The sequence below is a fragment of the Pseudomonas sp. R2-37-08W genome, assembly GCF_003851705.1.
Classification (GTDB): domain Bacteria; phylum Pseudomonadota; class Gammaproteobacteria; order Pseudomonadales; family Pseudomonadaceae; genus Aquipseudomonas.
In genome coordinates this window covers 5,187,808-5,205,598 of sequence record NZ_CP027728.1, presented here as the reverse complement: position 1 = coordinate 5,205,598, position 17,791 = coordinate 5,187,808, and the positions used below count along the sequence as shown (strand labels likewise).

General features: G+C 55.5%; 16 protein-coding genes. All 16 read left to right on the top strand.

Going from position 1 to position 17,791, the window contains the following annotated elements:
- Window positions 1-25 precede the first annotated feature (25 nt).
- The 16 genes from rpoB (at window position 26) to rpmC (ending at window position 17,791) form a co-directional block, all read left to right on the top strand.
- Window positions 26-4,099 carry a DNA-directed RNA polymerase subunit beta gene (rpoB, locus tag C4J93_RS24065; RefSeq protein WP_057724824.1) on the top strand — a complete coding sequence of 1,358 codons (4,074 nt, stop codon included), beginning with the start codon at window positions 26-28 and terminating at the stop codon, window positions 4,097-4,099.
- A gap of 64 nt (window positions 4,100-4,163) precedes the next feature.
- Window positions 4,164-8,363: a DNA-directed RNA polymerase subunit beta' gene (rpoC, locus tag C4J93_RS24060; RefSeq protein WP_124364615.1), complete on the top strand. Its 4,200-nt coding sequence runs from the start codon at window positions 4,164-4,166 to the stop codon at window positions 8,361-8,363.
- A gap of 216 nt (window positions 8,364-8,579) precedes the next feature.
- Complete coding sequence (rpsL, locus tag C4J93_RS24055; RefSeq protein WP_002555494.1) at window positions 8,580-8,951, top strand: 30S ribosomal protein S12; 372 nt, start codon at window positions 8,580-8,582, stop codon at window positions 8,949-8,951.
- 118 nt (window positions 8,952-9,069) lie between these two features.
- Entirely contained in the window at window positions 9,070-9,540 is a 471-nt protein-coding gene (gene rpsG, locus C4J93_RS24050) for a 30S ribosomal protein S7 (protein ID WP_002555493.1), read from the top strand.
- A gap of 30 nt (window positions 9,541-9,570) precedes the next feature.
- A complete protein-coding gene (gene fusA, locus C4J93_RS24045; RefSeq protein ID WP_124364614.1) occupies window positions 9,571-11,676 on the top strand; it encodes an elongation factor G in 2,106 nt (701 codons plus the stop codon).
- 30 nt (window positions 11,677-11,706) lie between these two features.
- Window positions 11,707-12,900, top strand: coding sequence for an elongation factor Tu (gene tuf, locus C4J93_RS24040; RefSeq protein ID WP_003176426.1), 1,194 nt, complete (start codon window positions 11,707-11,709; stop codon window positions 12,898-12,900).
- Window positions 12,901-13,059: 159 nt separating this feature from the next.
- Complete coding sequence (gene rpsJ / locus C4J93_RS24035) at window positions 13,060-13,371, top strand: 30S ribosomal protein S10 (RefSeq protein WP_003186070.1); 312 nt, start codon at window positions 13,060-13,062, stop codon at window positions 13,369-13,371.
- Between the two features lie 81 nt (window positions 13,372-13,452).
- Window positions 13,453-14,088 (top strand): 50S ribosomal protein L3, encoded by a 636-nt coding sequence (gene rplC / locus C4J93_RS24030; protein WP_003176425.1) that lies wholly within the window; start codon window positions 13,453-13,455, stop codon window positions 14,086-14,088.
- A gap of 12 nt (window positions 14,089-14,100) precedes the next feature.
- Complete coding sequence (rplD, locus tag C4J93_RS24025) at window positions 14,101-14,703, top strand: 50S ribosomal protein L4 (RefSeq protein WP_057014518.1); 603 nt, start codon at window positions 14,101-14,103, stop codon at window positions 14,701-14,703.
- On the top strand, window positions 14,700-14,999 hold the full coding sequence (rplW, locus tag C4J93_RS24020; protein WP_002555488.1) for a 50S ribosomal protein L23: 300 nt from the start codon (window positions 14,700-14,702) through the stop codon (window positions 14,997-14,999). The genes rplD and rplW overlap by 4 nt, the downstream gene beginning before the upstream one ends.
- Window positions 15,000-15,013: 14 nt before the next feature.
- A complete protein-coding gene (rplB, locus tag C4J93_RS24015) occupies window positions 15,014-15,838 on the top strand; it encodes a 50S ribosomal protein L2 (protein ID WP_124430603.1) in 825 nt (274 codons plus the stop codon).
- 16 nt (window positions 15,839-15,854) lie between these two features.
- Window positions 15,855-16,130 carry a 30S ribosomal protein S19 gene (rpsS, locus tag C4J93_RS24010; protein WP_002555486.1) on the top strand — a complete coding sequence of 92 codons (276 nt, stop codon included), beginning with the start codon at window positions 15,855-15,857 and terminating at the stop codon, window positions 16,128-16,130.
- Window positions 16,131-16,141: 11 nt separating this feature from the next.
- Window positions 16,142-16,474 carry a 50S ribosomal protein L22 gene (rplV, locus tag C4J93_RS24005; RefSeq protein ID WP_003103908.1) on the top strand — a complete coding sequence of 111 codons (333 nt, stop codon included), beginning with the start codon at window positions 16,142-16,144 and terminating at the stop codon, window positions 16,472-16,474.
- A 13-nt stretch (window positions 16,475-16,487) separates the two neighbouring features.
- Entirely contained in the window at window positions 16,488-17,174 is a 687-nt protein-coding gene (gene rpsC, locus C4J93_RS24000) for a 30S ribosomal protein S3 (RefSeq protein WP_003176422.1), read from the top strand.
- A gap of 12 nt (window positions 17,175-17,186) precedes the next feature.
- Complete coding sequence (gene rplP / locus C4J93_RS23995) at window positions 17,187-17,600, top strand: 50S ribosomal protein L16 (RefSeq protein WP_003232424.1); 414 nt, start codon at window positions 17,187-17,189, stop codon at window positions 17,598-17,600.
- Window positions 17,600-17,791: a 50S ribosomal protein L29 gene (gene rpmC, locus C4J93_RS23990; RefSeq protein ID WP_002555481.1), complete on the top strand. Its 192-nt coding sequence runs from the start codon at window positions 17,600-17,602 to the stop codon at window positions 17,789-17,791. Before rplP ends, rpmC begins: the two co-directional genes overlap by 1 nt.

Sequence of the window (17,791 nt, the reverse complement as noted above, 5' to 3'; positions counted from 1 at the left end):
CAGGTGACCAAGCTGGGGAACGCTGATGGCTTACTCATATACTGAGAAAAAACGTATCCGCAAGGACTTTAGCAAGTTGCCGGACGTCATGGATGTCCCGTACCTTCTGGCTATCCAGCTGGATTCGTATCGTGAATTCTTGCAGGCGGGAGCGACCAAAGATCAGTTCCGCGACGTGGGCCTGCATGCGGCCTTCAAATCCGTTTTCCCGATCATCAGCTACTCCGGCAATGCTGCGCTGGAGTACGTCGGTTATCGCCTGGGCGAACCGGCATTTGATGTCAAAGAATGCGTGTTGCGCGGTGTTACGTACGCCGTACCTTTGCGGGTAAAAGTCCGTCTGATCATTTTCGACAAAGAATCGTCGAACAAAGCGATCAAGGACATCAAAGAGCAAGAAGTCTACATGGGCGAAATCCCACTGATGACTGAAAACGGTACCTTCGTTATCAACGGTACCGAGCGCGTAATCGTTTCCCAGCTGCACCGTTCCCCGGGCGTGTTCTTCGACCACGACCGCGGCAAGACGCACAGCTCCGGTAAGCTCCTGTACTCCGCGCGGATCATTCCGTACCGCGGTTCGTGGTTGGACTTCGAGTTCGACCCGAAAGACTGCGTGTTCGTGCGTATCGACCGTCGTCGCAAGCTGCCGGCCTCGGTACTGCTGCGCGCGCTCGGTTATACCACTGAGCAAGTGCTGGACGCCTTCTACACCACCAACGTATTCAGCCTGAAGGATGAAACCCTCAAGCTGGAGCTGATCGCTTCGCGTCTGCGTGGTGAAATTGCCGTTCTGGACATCCAGGATGAAAAAGGCAAGGTCATTGTTGAAGCTGGCCGTCGTATTACCGCGCGCCACATCAACCAGATCGAAAAAGCCGGCCTCAAAGAGTTGGAAGTGCCGCTGGACTACGTCCTGGGCCGCACTACCGCCAAGGTCATCGTTCACCCGGCTACAGGCGAAATCCTGGCTGAGTGCAACACCGAGCTGAACACCGAGATCCTGGCCAAAATTGCCAAGGCCCAAGTCGTTCGCATCGAGACCCTGTACACCAACGACATCGACTGCGGTCCGTTCATCTCCGACACGCTTAAGATCGACTCCACCAGCAACCAATTGGAAGCGCTGGTCGAGATCTATCGCATGATGCGTCCTGGTGAGCCGCCAACCAAAGACGCTGCCGAGACCCTGTTCAACAACCTGTTCTTCAGCCCTGAGCGCTATGACCTGTCTGCGGTCGGCCGGATGAAGTTCAACCGTCGTATCGGTCGTACCGAAATCGAAGGTTCGGGCGTGCTGTGCAAGGAAGACATCGTCGCGGTACTGAAGACGCTGGTCGACATCCGTAACGGCAAAGGCATTGTCGATGACATCGACCACCTGGGTAACCGTCGTGTTCGCTGCGTAGGCGAAATGGCCGAGAACCAGTTCCGCGTTGGCCTGGTACGTGTTGAGCGTGCGGTCAAAGAGCGCCTGTCGATGGCTGAAAGCGAAGGCCTGATGCCGCAAGACCTGATCAACGCCAAGCCAGTGGCTGCAGCGGTGAAAGAGTTCTTCGGCTCCAGCCAGCTCTCGCAGTTCATGGACCAGAACAACCCGCTCTCCGAGATCACCCACAAGCGCCGTGTCTCCGCACTGGGCCCGGGCGGTCTGACCCGTGAGCGCGCTGGCTTTGAAGTCCGTGACGTACACCCGACGCATTACGGTCGTGTATGCCCGATCGAAACGCCGGAAGGTCCGAACATCGGTCTGATCAACTCCCTGGCCGCTTATGCGCGCACCAACCAGTACGGCTTCCTTGAGAGCCCGTACCGTGTGGTGAAAGAGGGTCTGGTCACTGACGAGATCGTGTTCCTGTCCGCCATCGAAGAAGCTGATCACGTGATCGCTCAGGCTTCGGCCACGATGAACGACAAGAAAGTCCTGATCGACGAGCTGGTAGCCGTTCGTCACTTGAACGAGTTCACCGTCAAGGCGCCGGAAGACGTCACCTTGATGGACGTATCGCCCAAGCAGGTAGTTTCGGTTGCAGCGTCGCTGATCCCGTTCCTGGAGCACGATGACGCCAACCGTGCGTTGATGGGTTCCAACATGCAGCGTCAAGCTGTACCGACCCTGCGCGCCGACAAGCCGCTGGTAGGTACCGGCATGGAGCGTAACGTAGCCCGTGACTCCGGCGTTTGCGTCGTGGCTCGTCGTGGCGGCGTGATCGACTCCGTTGATGCCAGCCGTATCGTGGTTCGTGTTGCAGATGACGAAGTTGAAACCGGTGAAGCCGGTGTCGACATCTACAACCTGACCAAATACACCCGTTCGAACCAGAACACCTGCATCAACCAGCGTCCGCTGGTGCGTAAGGGTGATCGCGTTCAGCGTAGCGACATCATGGCCGACGGCCCGTCCACCGACATGGGTGAGCTGGCACTGGGTCAGAACATGCGCATCGCGTTCATGGCCTGGAACGGTTACAACTTCGAAGACTCCATCTGCCTGTCGGAACGAGTTGTTCAAGAAGATCGCTTTACCACGATCCACATCCAGGAACTGACCTGTGTGGCGCGTGACACCAAGCTTGGGCCAGAGGAAATCACTGCAGACATCCCGAACGTGGGTGAAGCTGCACTGAACAAGCTGGACGAAGCCGGTATCGTTTATGTAGGTGCTGAAGTTGGCGCTGGCGACATCCTGGTCGGTAAGGTCACCCCGAAAGGCGAGACCCAGCTGACTCCGGAAGAGAAGCTGCTGCGTGCCATCTTCGGTGAAAAAGCCAGCGACGTTAAAGACACTTCCCTGCGTGTACCTACCGGTACCAAGGGTACTGTCATCGACGTACAGGTCTTCACCCGTGACGGTGTTGAGCGTGATGCTCGTGCACTGTCCATCGAGAAGACTCAACTCGACGAGATCCGCAAGGACCTCAACGAAGAGTTCCGTATCGTTGAAGGCGCGACCTTCGAACGTCTGCGCTCCGCTCTGGTAGGCCACAAGGCTGAAGGCGGCGCAGGTCTGAAGAAAGGTCAGGACATCACCGACGAAATCCTCGACGGTCTTGAGCACGGCCAGTGGTTCAAACTGCGCATGGCTGAAGATGCTCTGAACGAGCAGCTCGAGAAGGCTCAGGCCTACATCGTTGATCGCCGCCGTCTGCTGGACGACAAGTTCGAAGACAAGAAGCGCAAACTGCAGCAGGGCGACGACCTGGCTCCAGGCGTGCTGAAAATCGTCAAGGTTTACCTGGCAATCCGTCGTCGCATCCAGCCGGGCGACAAGATGGCCGGTCGTCACGGTAACAAGGGTGTGGTCTCCGTGATCATGCCGGTTGAAGACATGCCGCACGATGCCAATGGCACCCCGGTCGACGTCGTCCTCAACCCATTGGGCGTACCTTCGCGTATGAACGTTGGTCAGATCCTCGAAACCCACCTGGGCCTTGCGGCCAAAGGTCTGGGCGAGAAGATCAACCGTATGATCGAAGAGCAGCGCAAGGTCGCAGACCTGCGCAAGTTCCTGCACGAGATCTACAACGAGATCGGCGGTCGCAACGAAGAACTGGACACCTTCACCGACCAGGAAATCCTGGATCTGGCGAAGAACCTGCGCGGCGGCGTTCCAATGGCTACCCCGGTGTTCGACGGTGCCAAGGAAAGCGAAATCAAGGCCATGCTGAAACTGGCAGACCTGCCGGAAAGCGGCCAGATGCAGCTGTTCGACGGCCGTACCGGCAACAAGTTCGAGCGCCCGGTTACTGTTGGCTACATGTACATGCTGAAGCTGAACCACTTGGTAGACGACAAGATGCACGCTCGTTCTACCGGTTCGTACAGTCTGGTTACCCAGCAGCCGCTGGGTGGTAAGGCTCAGTTCGGTGGTCAGCGTTTCGGGGAGATGGAGGTCTGGGCACTGGAAGCATACGGTGCTGCATACACTCTGCAAGAAATGCTCACAGTGAAGTCGGACGATGTGAACGGTCGTACCAAGATGTACAAAAACATCGTGGACGGCGATCACCGTATGGAGCCGGGCATGCCCGAGTCTTTCAACGTGTTGATCAAAGAAATTCGTTCCCTCGGCATCGATATCGATCTGGAAACCGAATAACACGTGACGCGAATCGAGAGCGGGGCAGTGATGCCCGCTCTCTGCTCCGCCAGGAGGAAAGGCCTTGAAAGACCTACTGAATTTGCTGAAAAACCAGGGTCAAGTCGAAGAGTTCGACGCCATCCGTATTGGACTGGCATCGCCTGAGATGATCCGTTCGTGGTCGTTCGGTGAAGTTAAAAAGCCGGAAACCATCAACTACCGTACGTTCAAACCTGAGCGTGACGGCCTGTTCTGCGCCAAGATCTTTGGCCCGGTAAAGGATTACGAGTGCCTGTGCGGTAAGTACAAGCGCTTGAAGCACCGTGGTGTGATCTGCGAGAAGTGCGGCGTTGAAGTTGCGCTGGCCAAGGTTCGTCGTGAGCGCATGGCGCACATCGAACTGGCTTCGCCGGTTGCCCACATCTGGTTCCTGAAATCGCTGCCGTCCCGTATCGGCTTGCTGATGGACATGACCCTGCGTGATATCGAACGCGTTCTCTACTTCGAGAGCTATGTCGTTATCGACCCAGGCATGACCACCCTTGAAAAAGGTCAGCTGCTGAACGACGAGCAGTACTTCGAAGCGCTGGAAGAGTTCGGTGATGATTTCGATGCCCGCATGGGTGCCGAAGCTGTCCGCGAACTGCTGCACGCTATCGACCTGGAACACGAGATTGGCCGTCTGCGCGAAGAAATTCCGCAAACCAACTCCGAAACCAAGATCAAGAAACTGTCCAAGCGTCTGAAGTTGATGGAAGCCTTCCAGGGTTCCGGCAACTTGCCAGAGTGGATGGTGCTGACCGTTCTGCCGGTACTGCCGCCAGATCTGCGTCCGCTGGTACCGTTGGACGGTGGTCGTTTCGCGACGTCCGACCTCAACGACCTGTACCGCCGCGTGATCAACCGTAACAACCGCTTGAAGCGCCTGCTCGATCTGTCCGCTCCGGACATCATCGTGCGCAACGAAAAGCGTATGTTGCAAGAAGCGGTCGACGCCTTGCTCGACAACGGTCGTCGTGGCCGCGCTATCACGGGTTCCAACAAGCGTCCTCTGAAATCCCTGGCTGACATGATCAAGGGTAAGCAAGGTCGTTTCCGTCAGAACTTGCTCGGTAAGCGTGTTGACTACTCCGGTCGTTCGGTAATTACCGTAGGCCCGACCCTGCGTCTGCACCAGTGCGGTCTGCCTAAGAAGATGGCGCTCGAGCTGTTCAAACCGTTCATCTTCGGCAAGCTGGAAATGCGCGGTCTTGCGACCACCATCAAAGCGGCCAAGAAAATGGTCGAGCGCGAGCTGCCAGAGGTTTGGGACGTTCTCGCTGAAGTGATTCGCGAACACCCGGTTCTCCTCAACCGTGCACCGACCCTTCACCGTCTGGGTATCCAGGCGTTTGAACCGGTACTGATCGAAGGCAAGGCTATCCAGCTGCACCCTCTGGTCTGTGCTGCGTACAACGCCGACTTCGACGGCGACCAAATGGCCGTGCACGTTCCGCTGACACTGGAAGCCCAGTTGGAAGCGCGTGCGTTGATGATGTCGACCAACAACATCCTGTCGCCAGCCAACGGTGAGCCAATCATCGTTCCGTCGCAGGACGTTGTATTGGGTCTGTACTACATGACCCGTGAAGCGATCAACGCCAAGGGTGAAGGTCGTGTGTTCGCTGACCTGCAGGAAGTTGACCGTGTGTTCCGTGCCGGCGAAGCCGCACTGCACGCCAAGGTCAAAGTGCGGATTCACGAAACCGTCAACGACCGTGACGGCGGCAGCGTGAGCAATGTTCGTATCGTCGACACGACTGTCGGCCGTGCGCTGTTGTATCAGGTTGTACCGAAAGGTTTGTCGTACGACGTCGTCAACCTGCCAATGAAGAAAAAGGCGATCTCCAGGCTGATCAACCAGTGCTACCGCGTGGTTGGTTTGAAAGAGACCGTGATCTTCGCTGACCAGTTGATGTACACCGGTTTTGCTTATTCGACCATTTCCGGCGTTTCCATCGGTGTTAACGACTTTGTTATCCCTGATGAAAAAGCTCGCATCATCGCGGCTGCAACCGATGAAGTGAAAGAGATCGAGAGCCAGTACGCCTCCGGCCTGGTAACCCAGGGCGAGAAGTACAACAAGGTGATCGACCTTTGGTCCAAGGCCAACGACGAAGTTTCCAAGGCGATGATGGCCAACCTCTCGAAAGAGAAAGTCATCGACCGTCACGGCGACGAAGTTGACCAGGAATCCTTCAACTCGATGTACATGATGGCCGACTCGGGCGCACGGGGTTCTGCTGCGCAGATCCGTCAGCTCGCCGGTATGCGTGGCCTGATGGCCAAGCCGGACGGTTCCATCATCGAAACGCCGATTACAGCGAACTTCCGTGAAGGGTTGAGCGTACTCCAGTACTTCATCTCCACTCACGGTGCTCGTAAAGGTCTGGCGGATACCGCGTTGAAAACCGCTAACTCCGGTTACCTGACACGTCGTCTGGTAGACGTTGCCCAGGATCTGGTTGTAACCGAGATCGATTGCGGCACCGAGCATGGCCTGGTGATGACTCCGCACATTGAAGGCGGTGACGTTGTAGAGCCGCTGGGTGAGCGCGTATTGGGTCGTGTTATTGCCCGTGACGTCTTCAAGCCGGGTACCGAGGAAGTTATCGTTCCTGCCGGCACTCTGGTAGACGAGAAGTGGGTCGAGTTCATCGAACTCAACAGCATCGACGAAGTGATCGTTCGTTCGCCGATCAGCTGTGAAACCCGCTATGGCATCTGCGCCAAGTGCTACGGCCGTGACCTGGCTCGTGGTCACCAGGTGAACATCGGTGAAGCGGTCGGCGTTATCGCTGCCCAGTCCATCGGTGAGCCGGGTACCCAGCTGACCATGCGTACGTTCCACATCGGTGGTGCGGCAAGCCGGACCTCCGCAGCCGACAGCGTTCAGGTGAAGAATGGCGGTACTGTCCGTCTGCACAACCTGAAACACGTTGAGCGAGTGGATGGCCACCTGGTTGCTGTGTCCCGTTCCGGTGAGCTGGCGATCGCTGATGACTACGGTCGTGAGCGTGAGCGTTACAAGCTGCCGTACGGTGCTGTGATTTCGGTTAAAGAAGGTGACAAGGTCGACGCTGGCGCAATCGTGGCCAAGTGGGATCCGCACACTCACCCAATCGTTACCGAAATGAAAGGTACCGTGACCTACGTGGGCATGGAAGAAGGCATCACGATCAAGCGTCAGACTGACGAATTGACCGGTATGACCAACATTGAAGTACTCGACGCGAAAGATCGTCCAGCTGCCGGTAAAGACATCCGTCCTGCCGTGAAGATGGTCGATGACAACGGCAAGGACTTGTTGCTGCCAGGCACTGACGTAATCGCTCAGTACTTCCTGCCAGCCAACGCCCTGGTCGGTGTAGCGGATGGTGCGAAGATCGCGATCGGTGATGTTATCGCGCGTATCCCGCAAGAAACTTCGAAGACTCGAGACATCACCGGTGGTCTGCCGCGTGTTGCCGACTTGTTCGAAGCTCGTCGTCCGAAAGAAGCGTCGATTCTGGCTGAAGTCAGCGGCACCATCGCGTTCGGTAAAGAGACCAAGGGCAAGCGTCGTCTGGTCATTACCCCGAACGACGGTAGCGATCCGTACGAAGAGCTGATTCCGAAGTGGCGTCACCTGAACGTCTTCGAAGGCGAACAGGTAAACCGCGGCGAAGTTATCTCCGACGGCCCGAGCGACCCACACGATATCCTGCGTCTGCTGGGTGTGAGTGCGCTGGCCAAGTACATCGTTAACGAGATCCAGGACGTTTATCGTCTGCAAGGCGTGAAGATCAACGATAAGCACATCGAGACCATCCTGCGTCAGATGTTGCGTAAAGTTGAAATCGCTGAATCCGGCGATTCCAGTTTCATCAAGGGCGACCAGATGGAATTGACTCACGTACTCGTAGAGAACGAGCGTCTGGCTGGCGACGAGAAATTCGTTTCCAAGTTCACTCGCGTGCTGCTGGGTATCACCAAGGCGTCGTTGTCCACTGAGTCGTTCATCTCAGCGGCCTCCTTCCAGGAGACCACTCGCGTACTGACCGAAGCAGCGGTAACCGGCAAGCGCGATTACCTGCGCGGCCTGAAAGAAAACGTGGTCGTGGGTCGTCTGATCCCGGCTGGTACCGGTTTGGCTTACCACAGCGAGCGCAAGCGCCGCCGTGACGCTGACAAGCCGTTGCGCGTAAGCGCCAGTGAAGTGGAAGCTGCACTGACCGAAGCGCTGAACTCAAGCGGTAACTGAGTTCTGCGATAAATAAGTCCGGGCCCTGGCCGCCCCATTCGTCGGATCGAGGCATTTTTGCCCCGGTTCGACGGGCGGGGAGGTCGGGGCCTTGCCTTGACTGGGGGCAAGATCCTCTTTAGACTCTTGTACCCCTAAATTTGGCGGGAATTCGTTCCTGCCATTTTGCTTTTCTTGCAAGACAATAGCGTCGCAAGACAACAGTGGAGCTAGTAGATGGCAACTATCAACCAGCTGGTACGTCAGCCGCGTAAGCGTATCGTCGAGAAATCCGACGTGCCTGCGCTGCAGAACTGCCCGCAACGTCGTGGCGTATGCACCCGTGTGTATACCACCACGCCGAAAAAACCTAACTCGGCACTGCGTAAAGTATGCCGTGTGCGCCTGACCAACGGTTTCGAGGTTTCCTCGTACATCGGCGGTGAAGGCCACAACCTGCAAGAGCACAGCGTGGTACTGATCCGCGGCGGTCGTGTAAAAGACTTGCCAGGTGTTCGTTATCACACCGTACGCGGCTCCTTGGATACTTCCGGCGTTAAAGGTCGTAACCAGGGTCGTTCGAAGTACGGTACCAAGAAGCCTAAGTAGTAACGGCTTTTTGTAAACCTGAATCATCTTATTTTCTGAGTCGATAAGAGTAAGGTCGGAGGCGTCCCGAAAGGGCACCGATTCCGAGCGAACCTGAAGACCGTTTGAGGGCTTATCCATGCCAAGAAGACGCGTAGCAGCCAAGCGCGAAGTGCTTGACGATCCAAAATACGGAAGCCAAATTCTGGCCAAGTTCATGAACCACGTAATGGAAAGCGGCAAGAAAGCCGTTGCCGAGCGTATCGTTTATGGCGCGCTGGAAAAGGTTAAAGAACGCAAGAACAGCGACCCCCTGGAAATCTTCGAGAAAGCTCTCGACGCCATCGCTCCGCTGGTCGAAGTGAAGTCGCGCCGTGTAGGCGGTGCTACTTACCAGGTTCCGGTTGAAGTTCGTCCGTCCCGTCGTAACGCTCTGGCAATGCGCTGGTTGGTAGACTTCGCCCGTAAGCGCGGCGAGAAGTCTATGGCCCTGCGTTTGGCCGGCGAACTGTTGGACGCTGCTGAAGGTAAAGGTGCTGCTGTTAAGAAGCGTGAAGACGTGCACCGTATGGCTGAAGCTAACAAAGCTTTCTCGCACTACCGCTTCTAATTTTAGCTTCACTAATTTTGCGAGGGCTTTATGGCTCGTACTACTCCGATTAGCCGCTACCGTAATATCGGTATCGTCGCTCACGTGGATGCTGGTAAAACCACCACCACCGAGCGCGTACTGTTTTACACCGGCAAAAGTCACAAGATGGGCGAGGTGCATGACGGCGCCGCGACCACAGACTGGATGGTTCAGGAGCAGGAGCGTGGTATTACCATTACTTCTGCTGCTATTACCGCCTTCTGGAAAGGTTCCGAGAAGCAGTACAAAGACGAGCACCGCTTCAACGTAATCGATACCCCAGGCCACGTAGACTTCACCATTGAAGTTGAACGTTCCCTGCGCGTACTCGACGGCGCTGTCGTTGTGTTCTGTGGTACCTCGGGTGTTGAGCCACAGTCGGAAACCGTATGGCGTCAAGCCAACAAATACGGCGTTCCACGTCTTGTTTACGTAAACAAGATGGACCGTGCTGGTGCCAACTTCCTGCGCGTGATCGGTCAGATCAAGCAGCGTCTGGGTCACACTCCGGTGCCGATCCAGTTGGCTATCGGTTCCGAAGATAATTTCCAAGGCCAGATCGATCTGCTGACCATGGAAGCTGTCTACTGGAACGATGCCGACAAAGGTATGGTTCCTGTTCGCAAGCCTATCCCTGCTGAACTGCAGGAACTGGCTGACGAATGGCGCAACAACATGGTTGAAGCTGCGGCCGAAGCCAACGAAGAGCTGATGAACAAGTACCTCGAAGGTGAAGAACTCACCAACGTGGAAATCAAGGCTGCTCTGCGTCAGCGTACTATCGCTGGTGAGATCGTCTTGGCTGTTTGTGGCTCCTCGTTCAAGAACAAGGGCGTTCCCCTGGTTCTCGATGCTGTGATCGACTACCTGCCGGCACCGGTTGATATTCCTGCCATCAAGGGTACCGACCCGGATGACGAGACTATCGAGCTGGAGCGTCATGCAGACGACGCAGAACCGTTTTCCGCTCTGGCATTTAAAATTGCCACTGACCCATTCGTGGGTACCTTGACCTTCGTCCGCGTTTACTCGGGCGTGTTGAACTCCGGCGACGGCGTAATCAACTCGGTTAAAGGCAAGAAAGAGCGCGTGGGTCGTATGGTGCAAATGCACGCAAACGCCCGCGAAGAGATCAAGGAAGTACGCGCTGGTGACATCGCGGCCTTGATCGGCATGAAGGATGTCACCACTGGTGAAACCTTGTGCAACGCTGACAAGCCAATCATCCTGGTTCGCATGGACTTCCCGGAGCCGGTTATTTCGGTTGCTGTTGAGCCTAAGACCAAGGATGACCAGGAAAAAATGGGTATCGCTCTGGGCAAGCTTGCTCAGGAAGATCCATCTTTCCGCGTCAAGACTGATGAAGAGACTGGTCAAACGATCATCTCGGGCATGGGCGAGCTTCACCTGGACATCCTGGTTGACCGGATGCGCCGTGAGTTCAACGTCGAAGCCAACATCGGTAAGCCTCAGGTTTCCTATCGTGAGCGCATCACGAAGAGCTGTGAAATCGAAGGCAAGTTCGTTCGTCAGTCCGGCGGTCGTGGTCAGTTCGGTCACTGCTGGATCCGTTTTGCTCCTGCTGACGAAGGTCAGGAAGGTCTGCAATTCGTGAACGAAGTAGTAGGTGGTGTTGTTCCTAAGGAATACATCCCTGCTATCCAGAAGGGTATCGAAGAGCAGATGAAGAACGGTGTTGTTGCCGGCTATCCGCTGATCGGCCTGAAAGCAACCGTTTTTGACGGTTCTTACCACGACGTCGACTCCAACGAGATGGCGTTTAAGGTGGCTGCCTCCATGGCAACCAAGCAGCTGGCCCAGAAGGGCGGTGGTGAGTTGCTTGAGCCAATCATGGCGGTAGAAGTTGTTACACCTGAAGACTATATGGGTGATGTCATGGGCGACCTTAACCGTCGTCGCGGCATGATCTTGGGTATGGAAGACACGGTTTCCGGCAAAGTGATTCGCGCCGAGGTTCCGTTGGGTGAGATGTTCGGTTATGCGACCGACGTTCGCTCCATGTCTCAGGGTCGCGCAAGCTACTCTATGGAATTCAAAAAATACAACACAGCTCCGGCGCACATCGCTGAAACTGTATCCAAAAAACAAGGCTGATTCAGTCCTTTAGGCAAGGAGTTAATTGTCGTGGCTAAAGAAAAATTTGATCGTTCCCTACCGCACGTCAACGTTGGCACTATCGGTCACGTTGACCACGGTAAAACCACTCTGACTGCTGCTCTGACTCGCGTTTGCTCCGAAGTATTCGGTTCCGCAATCGTTGATTTCGATAAAATCGACAGCGCACCAGAAGAAAAAGCTCGTGGTATCACCATCAACACCGCGCACGTTGAATACAACTCGCTGATCCGTCACTACGCTCACGTTGACTGCCCAGGTCACGCTGACTATGTGAAGAACATGATCACCGGTGCTGCCCAGATGGACGGCGCGATCCTGGTTTGCTCGGCCGCTGATGGTCCGATGCCACAAACCCGTGAGCACATCCTGCTGTCCCGTCAGGTTGGCGTTCCGTACATCGTGGTTTACCTGAACAAGGCTGACCTGGTAGACGACGCTGAGCTGCTGGAACTGGTTGAGATGGAAGTGCGCGACCTGCTGAGCACTTACGACTTCCCTGGTGACGACACTCCGATCATCATCGGTTCTGCTCGTATGGCTCTGGAAGGCAAAGACGACAACGAAATGGGCACCACGTCCGTTCGTAAACTGGTTGAGACTCTGGACAGCTACATCCCAGATCCAGTCCGTGTTATCGACAAGCCGTTCCTGATGCCAATCGAAGACGTATTCTCGATCTCCGGTCGCGGTACTGTTGTAACTGGTCGTATCGAACGCGGTATCGTCAAGGTTCAAGATCCACTGGAAATCGTTGGTCTGCGTGACACTACCGTCACCACCTGCACCGGTGTTGAAATGTTCCGTAAACTGCTCGACGAAGGTCGTGCTGGCGAGAACTGCGGCGTTCTGCTGCGTGGTACCAAGCGTGACGACGTTGAGCGTGGCCAGGTTCTGGTCAAGCCAGGTTCGGTTAAGCCGCACACCAAGTTCGAAGCTGAAGTGTACGTGCTGAGCAAAGAAGAAGGCGGCCGTCACACTCCGTTCTTCAAAGGCTACCGTCCACAGTTCTACTTCCGTACTACTGACGTGACTGGTAACTGCGAACTGCCGGAAGGCGTAGAAATGGTAATGCCAGGCGACAACATCAAAATGGTTGTCACCCTGATCAAAACCATCGCTATGGAAGACGGTCTGCGTTTCGCAATCCGTGAAGGCGGCCGTACCGTTGGTGCTGGCGTTGTAGCTAAAATCATCGAGTAATTATCTCTTCTGAGATAGTTCTGATGTTTTGAAAAGGCCCCCGCTCAGCGGGGGCCTTTTTTATTGGGTTGACACCTATCAGGGCCGTCTATAGAATTGCGCCTCCTTTTAACGGGCGTATTGCGCTCGCTGGGAATAGCAGCCGGAGTCTGAAATCCAATGCAAAATCAGCAAATCCGTATCAGGTTGAAGGCTTTTGACCATCGCCTGATCGACCAATCCACCCAGGAAATCGTGGAAACCGCGAAACGTACTGGTGCTCAAGTGCGTGGTCCAATTCCACTGCCTACCCGTAAAGAGCGGTTCACCGTTCTGGTCTCCCCGCACGTCAACAAAGACGCGCGTGACCAGTACGAGATCCGCACTCATAAGCGCGTACTGGACATCGTCCAGCCAACGGATAAAACCGTTGACGCACTTATGAAGCTTGATCTGGCGGCCGGTGTGGAAGTACAGATCAGCCTCGGCTAAGACTTGGGTCTTAGTCGTGTAACGCTCTGAAATGGGCGGCCATAGCGGGTGAAAGCCCCGTACACTCATGAGGTTTACAACATGACTATTGGTGTAGTCGGTCGTAAATGCGGTATGACCCGTATTTTCACCGAAGAAGGTGTCTCCATTCCGGTCACGGTCATTGAGATCGAGCCGAATCGCGTCACCCAGTTCAAAACTGAAGAAACCGATGGCTATCGTGCAGTGCAAGTCACTGTCGGCGAGCGTCGTGCTTCGCGCGTGACTGCTGCTCAAGCAGGTCACTTCGCTAAAGCAAACGTTGCAGCTGGTCGCACCGTCATGGAGTTCCGTCTTGAAGACGGCGACTACAAGGCTGGCGATCTGATCAACGCTGAAATCTTCGCCGCTGGTCAACTGGTTGATGTAACCGGTCAGTCCAAGGGTAAAGGCTTCCAGGGTACGATCAAGCGTTGGAATTTCCGTGGTCAAGACAACACTCACGGTAACTCCGTTTCCCACCGCGTCCCGGGCTCTATTGGCCAGTGCCAGACTCCTGGTCGTGTATTCAAGGGCAAAAAAATGTCCGGTCATATGGGCGCTGAGCGCGTGACCGTGCAGTCCCTCGAAGTAGTGCGCGTCGACGCTGAACGCAATCTGTTGTTGGTCAAGGGTGCTGTTCCTGGCGCTACTGGCGGCAACCTGGTTGTACGTCCAGCGGCCAAGGCTCGCGGTTAAGGGGAAGCTGACATGCAATTAAATGTAAATGACGCTCAAGCGATCGAAGTTTCCGAACTGACATTTGGCGGCGAATTCAACGAGACGCTGGTTCACCAAGCAGTCGTGGCCTACATGGCCGGCGGCCGTCAAGGTAGCAAGCAGCAAAAGACCCGTTCCGACGTACGTGGTGGCGGTAAGCGCCCTTGGCGTCAGAAAGGCACTGGCCGTGCTCGTGCCGGTACTATCCGTAGCCCAATCTGGCGTGGCGGTGGTACCACTTTCGCAGCTCGTCCACAGGATCACTCTCAGAAGCTCAACAAGAAGATGTACCGCGCAGCACTGCGCTCCATCCTTGCTGAACTCGTGCGTACTGATCGTCTGGTCGTGGTTCAGGACTTCGCTGTTGAAAGTCCAAAAACCAAAGAACTGCTGGGCAAACTGACCAACATGAGCCTGACCGACGTTTTGATCGTGTCTGAAGCTGTTGATCAGAACCTGTACCTGGCTGCTCGCAACCTGCCACACGTTGATGTACGTGACGTGCAAGGTTCCGATCCAGTTAGTCTGATCGCATACGACAAGGTGTTGATCACCGTGTCGGCCGTGAAGAAATTCGAGGAGCTGCTGGGATGAACCAGGAACGCGTATTTAAAGTTCTGCTTGGCCCGCACGTTTCCGAAAAGGCTACGGTTCTGGCTGACAAGAAAGGCCAGTTCGTTTTCAAGGTTGCAACTGACGCAACCAAGCTGGAAATCAAGAAGGCCGTCGAAAGCCTGTTCAGCGTGAAAGTAGAGCGTGTTACTACCCTGAATGTTCTGGGTAAGAGCAAGCGCACTGCTCGCGGTCTGGGCAAGCGTAATGACTGGAAGAAGGCGGTTATCTCCCTTCAACCAGGCCAAGATCTCGATTTCAGCAGCAGTGCTGAGTAAGGAAGGGGTGCATCATGGCAATCGTTAAATGCAAACCGACTTCCCCTGGCCGCCGTTTTGTGGTCAAGGTGGTCAACCAGGAGCTGCATAAAGGCGCTCCTCACGCACCGCTGCTCGAGAAGAAATCGAAGACTGGTGGTCGTAACAACAATGGTCGTATTACCACTCGTCACATCGGTGGTGGCCATAAGCAGCATTATCGTCTGGTCGATTTCCGTCGCAACGACAAAGATGGCATCTCCGCCACTGTCGAGCGTATTGAATACGATCCAAACCGTACTGCTCACATCGCTCTGCTGCTGTACGCAGATGGCGAGCGTCGCTACATCATCGCCCCTAAAGGCGTGAGTGCTGGTGACCAGCTGATCGCAGGTGCCTTGGCACCGATCAAGCCGGGCAACGCTCTGCAACTGCGCAACATTCCAGTTGGTAGCACCGTACACGGCGTCGAATTGAAGCCAGGTAAAGGCGCGCAAATCGCTCGTTCCGCTGGTGCTTCGGCTCAGCTGATCGCTCGTGAAGGTGTCTACGTGACCCTGCGTCTGCGTTCTGGTGAGATGCGTAAAGTACTGGCTGAGTGCCGTGCGACCCTGGGCGAAGTCTCGAACTCCGAGCACAGCCTGCGTTCGCTGGGTAAAGCTGGTGCCAAACGCTGGCGTGGCGTTCGCCCAACCGTTCGTGGTGTTGCCATGAACCCGGTTGACCACCCACACGGTGGTGGTGAAGGTCGTACCTCTGGTGGTCGTCATCCGGTATCGCCATGGGGCTTCCCGACTAAGGGCGCGAAGACTCGTGGTAATAAGCGTACCGACAAAATGATCGTCCGTCGTCGCAAGTAAATAGAGGGATACGACAGTGCCACGTTCTCTGAAAAAAGGTCCTTTTATTGATCTTCACCTACTGAAGAAGATCGAAGTGGCGGCGGAAAAGAACGATCGCAAACCAGTTAAAACCTGGTCGCGTCGTTCGATGATCCTGCCACAAATGGTCGGTTTGACCATCGCAGTACACAACGGTCGTCAACACGTCCCAGTTCTCGTTAACGAAGACATGGTCGGCCACAAACTGGGCGAGTTTGCCGGTACCCGCACTTATCGTGGGCACGTGGCAGACAAGAAAGCCAAGCGTTAAGGGGTTAGGAAATGGAAGTAGCCGCTAAGTTGTCGGGCGCTCGAATCTCCGCCCAGAAAGCCCGCTTGGTCGCCGACCAGATCCGCGGGAAGAAGGTGGGCGAAGCGCTCAACCTGTTGGCTTTCAGCAGTAAGAAAGCCGCCGAGATCATGAAAAAAGTGCTGGAGTCGGCCGTAGCCAACGCCGAGCATAACGAAGGCGCAGACGTTGATGACCTGAAGGTCAGCACCGTTTTCGTCAACGAAGGGCGTTCGCTGAAGCGCATCATGCCACGTGCCAAAGGCCGTGCTGATCGCATCGTCAAGCGGTCTTGCCATATCACTGTCAAGGTTGCTGACAAGTAACGGAGTCGAAGAGATGGGTCAGAAAGTACATCCCATTGGCATTCGCCTGGGAATCGTCAAGGAACACACCTCCGTCTGGTATGCAGACGGCCGGACTTATGCGGACTATTTGTTCGCTGATCTGAAGGTGCGTGAGTATCTCCAAGACAAACTAAAAAGCGCGTCCGTAAGCCGTATCGATATCCATCGCCCGGCGCAAACCGCACGTATCACCATCCATACCGCTCGTCCAGGTATCGTTATCGGGAAGAAAGGTGAAGATGTTGAGAAACTGCGTCAGGACCTGACCAAGCAAATGGGTGTGCCTGTGCACATCAATATCGAAGAGATCCGCAAGCCGGAGCTCGACGGTATGCTGGTTGCGCAGAGCGTAGCTCAGCAGCTGGAGCGTCGTGTCATGTTCCGTCGCGCTATGAAGCGCGCTGTACAGAACGCCATGCGCATTGGTGCCAAAGGCATCAAAATCCAAGTGAGCGGTCGTCTCGGCGGTGCTGAAATCGCACGTACTGAATGGTATCGCGAAGGTCGTGTGCCATTGCACACCCTGCGTGCCGACATCGACTATGCCAACTACGAAGCTCACACCACTTACGGTGTGATCGGTGTAAAGGTTTGGATCTTCAAAGGCGAAGTAATTGGTGGTCGCCAAGAAGAACTGAAACCACAAGCACCAGCGCCTCGTAAAAAAGCTGCTAAGTAAGGGGTACGCCAAATGTTGCAACCAAAGCGTACGAAGTTCCGCAAGCAGATGACAGGCCACAACCGTGGTCTGGCTCAGCGCGGTAGCAAAGTCAGCTTCGGCGAGTTCGCGCTGAAGTCTGTAGCTCGTGGTCGTCTCACCGCTCGTCAGATCGAGTCAGCGCGTCGTGCTCTGACCCGTCACGTAAAACGTGGCGGCAAGATCTGGATCCGTGTATTCCCGGACAAGCCGATCTCCAAAAAACCTCTCGAGGTTCGGATGGGTAAAGGTAAGGGTAACGTGGAATACTGGGTAGCCCAGATTCAGCCAGGCAAAGTCCTGTATGAAATCGAGGGTGTAACTGAAGAGCTGGCGCGTGAGGCTTTTGCCCTGGCTGCTGCAAAGCTGCCGCTCGCCACCGCCTTTGTTAAACGGACGGTGATGTGATGAAAGCGAATGAACTTCGTGAAAAATCCGCACAGCAGCTGAACGAGCAACTGCTCGGCCTGCTGCGCGACCAGTTCAATCTGCGTATGCAGAAAGCAACTGGCCAGTTGGGGCAGTCTCATCTGCTCTCGCAAGTTAAGCGCGATATCGCTCGCGTGAAGACTGTGCTCAACCAGCAGGCAGGTAAGTGA

Coding starts and splice junctions, on each gene's coding strand:
- rpsG (WP_002555493.1), top strand. CDS start 9,070: ATGCCAAGAAGACGCGTAGCAGCCAAGCGCGAAGTGCTTGACGATCCA.
- rpsL (WP_002555494.1), top strand. CDS start 8,580: ATGGCAACTATCAACCAGCTGGTACGTCAGCCGCGTAAGCGTATCGTC.
- rpsC (WP_003176422.1), top strand. CDS start 16,488: ATGGGTCAGAAAGTACATCCCATTGGCATTCGCCTGGGAATCGTCAAG.
- rplP (WP_003232424.1), top strand. CDS start 17,187: ATGTTGCAACCAAAGCGTACGAAGTTCCGCAAGCAGATGACAGGCCAC.
- rplV (WP_003103908.1), top strand. CDS start 16,142: ATGGAAGTAGCCGCTAAGTTGTCGGGCGCTCGAATCTCCGCCCAGAAA.
- rplW (WP_002555488.1), top strand. CDS start 14,700: ATGAACCAGGAACGCGTATTTAAAGTTCTGCTTGGCCCGCACGTTTCC.
- rpsJ (WP_003186070.1), top strand. CDS start 13,060: ATGCAAAATCAGCAAATCCGTATCAGGTTGAAGGCTTTTGACCATCGC.
- rplC (WP_003176425.1), top strand. CDS start 13,453: ATGACTATTGGTGTAGTCGGTCGTAAATGCGGTATGACCCGTATTTTC.
- fusA (WP_124364614.1), top strand. CDS start 9,571: ATGGCTCGTACTACTCCGATTAGCCGCTACCGTAATATCGGTATCGTC.
- rplD (WP_057014518.1), top strand. CDS start 14,101: ATGCAATTAAATGTAAATGACGCTCAAGCGATCGAAGTTTCCGAACTG.
- rpmC (WP_002555481.1), top strand. CDS start 17,600: ATGAAAGCGAATGAACTTCGTGAAAAATCCGCACAGCAGCTGAACGAG.
- rpoB (WP_057724824.1), top strand. CDS start 26: ATGGCTTACTCATATACTGAGAAAAAACGTATCCGCAAGGACTTTAGC.
- rplB (WP_124430603.1), top strand. CDS start 15,014: ATGGCAATCGTTAAATGCAAACCGACTTCCCCTGGCCGCCGTTTTGTG.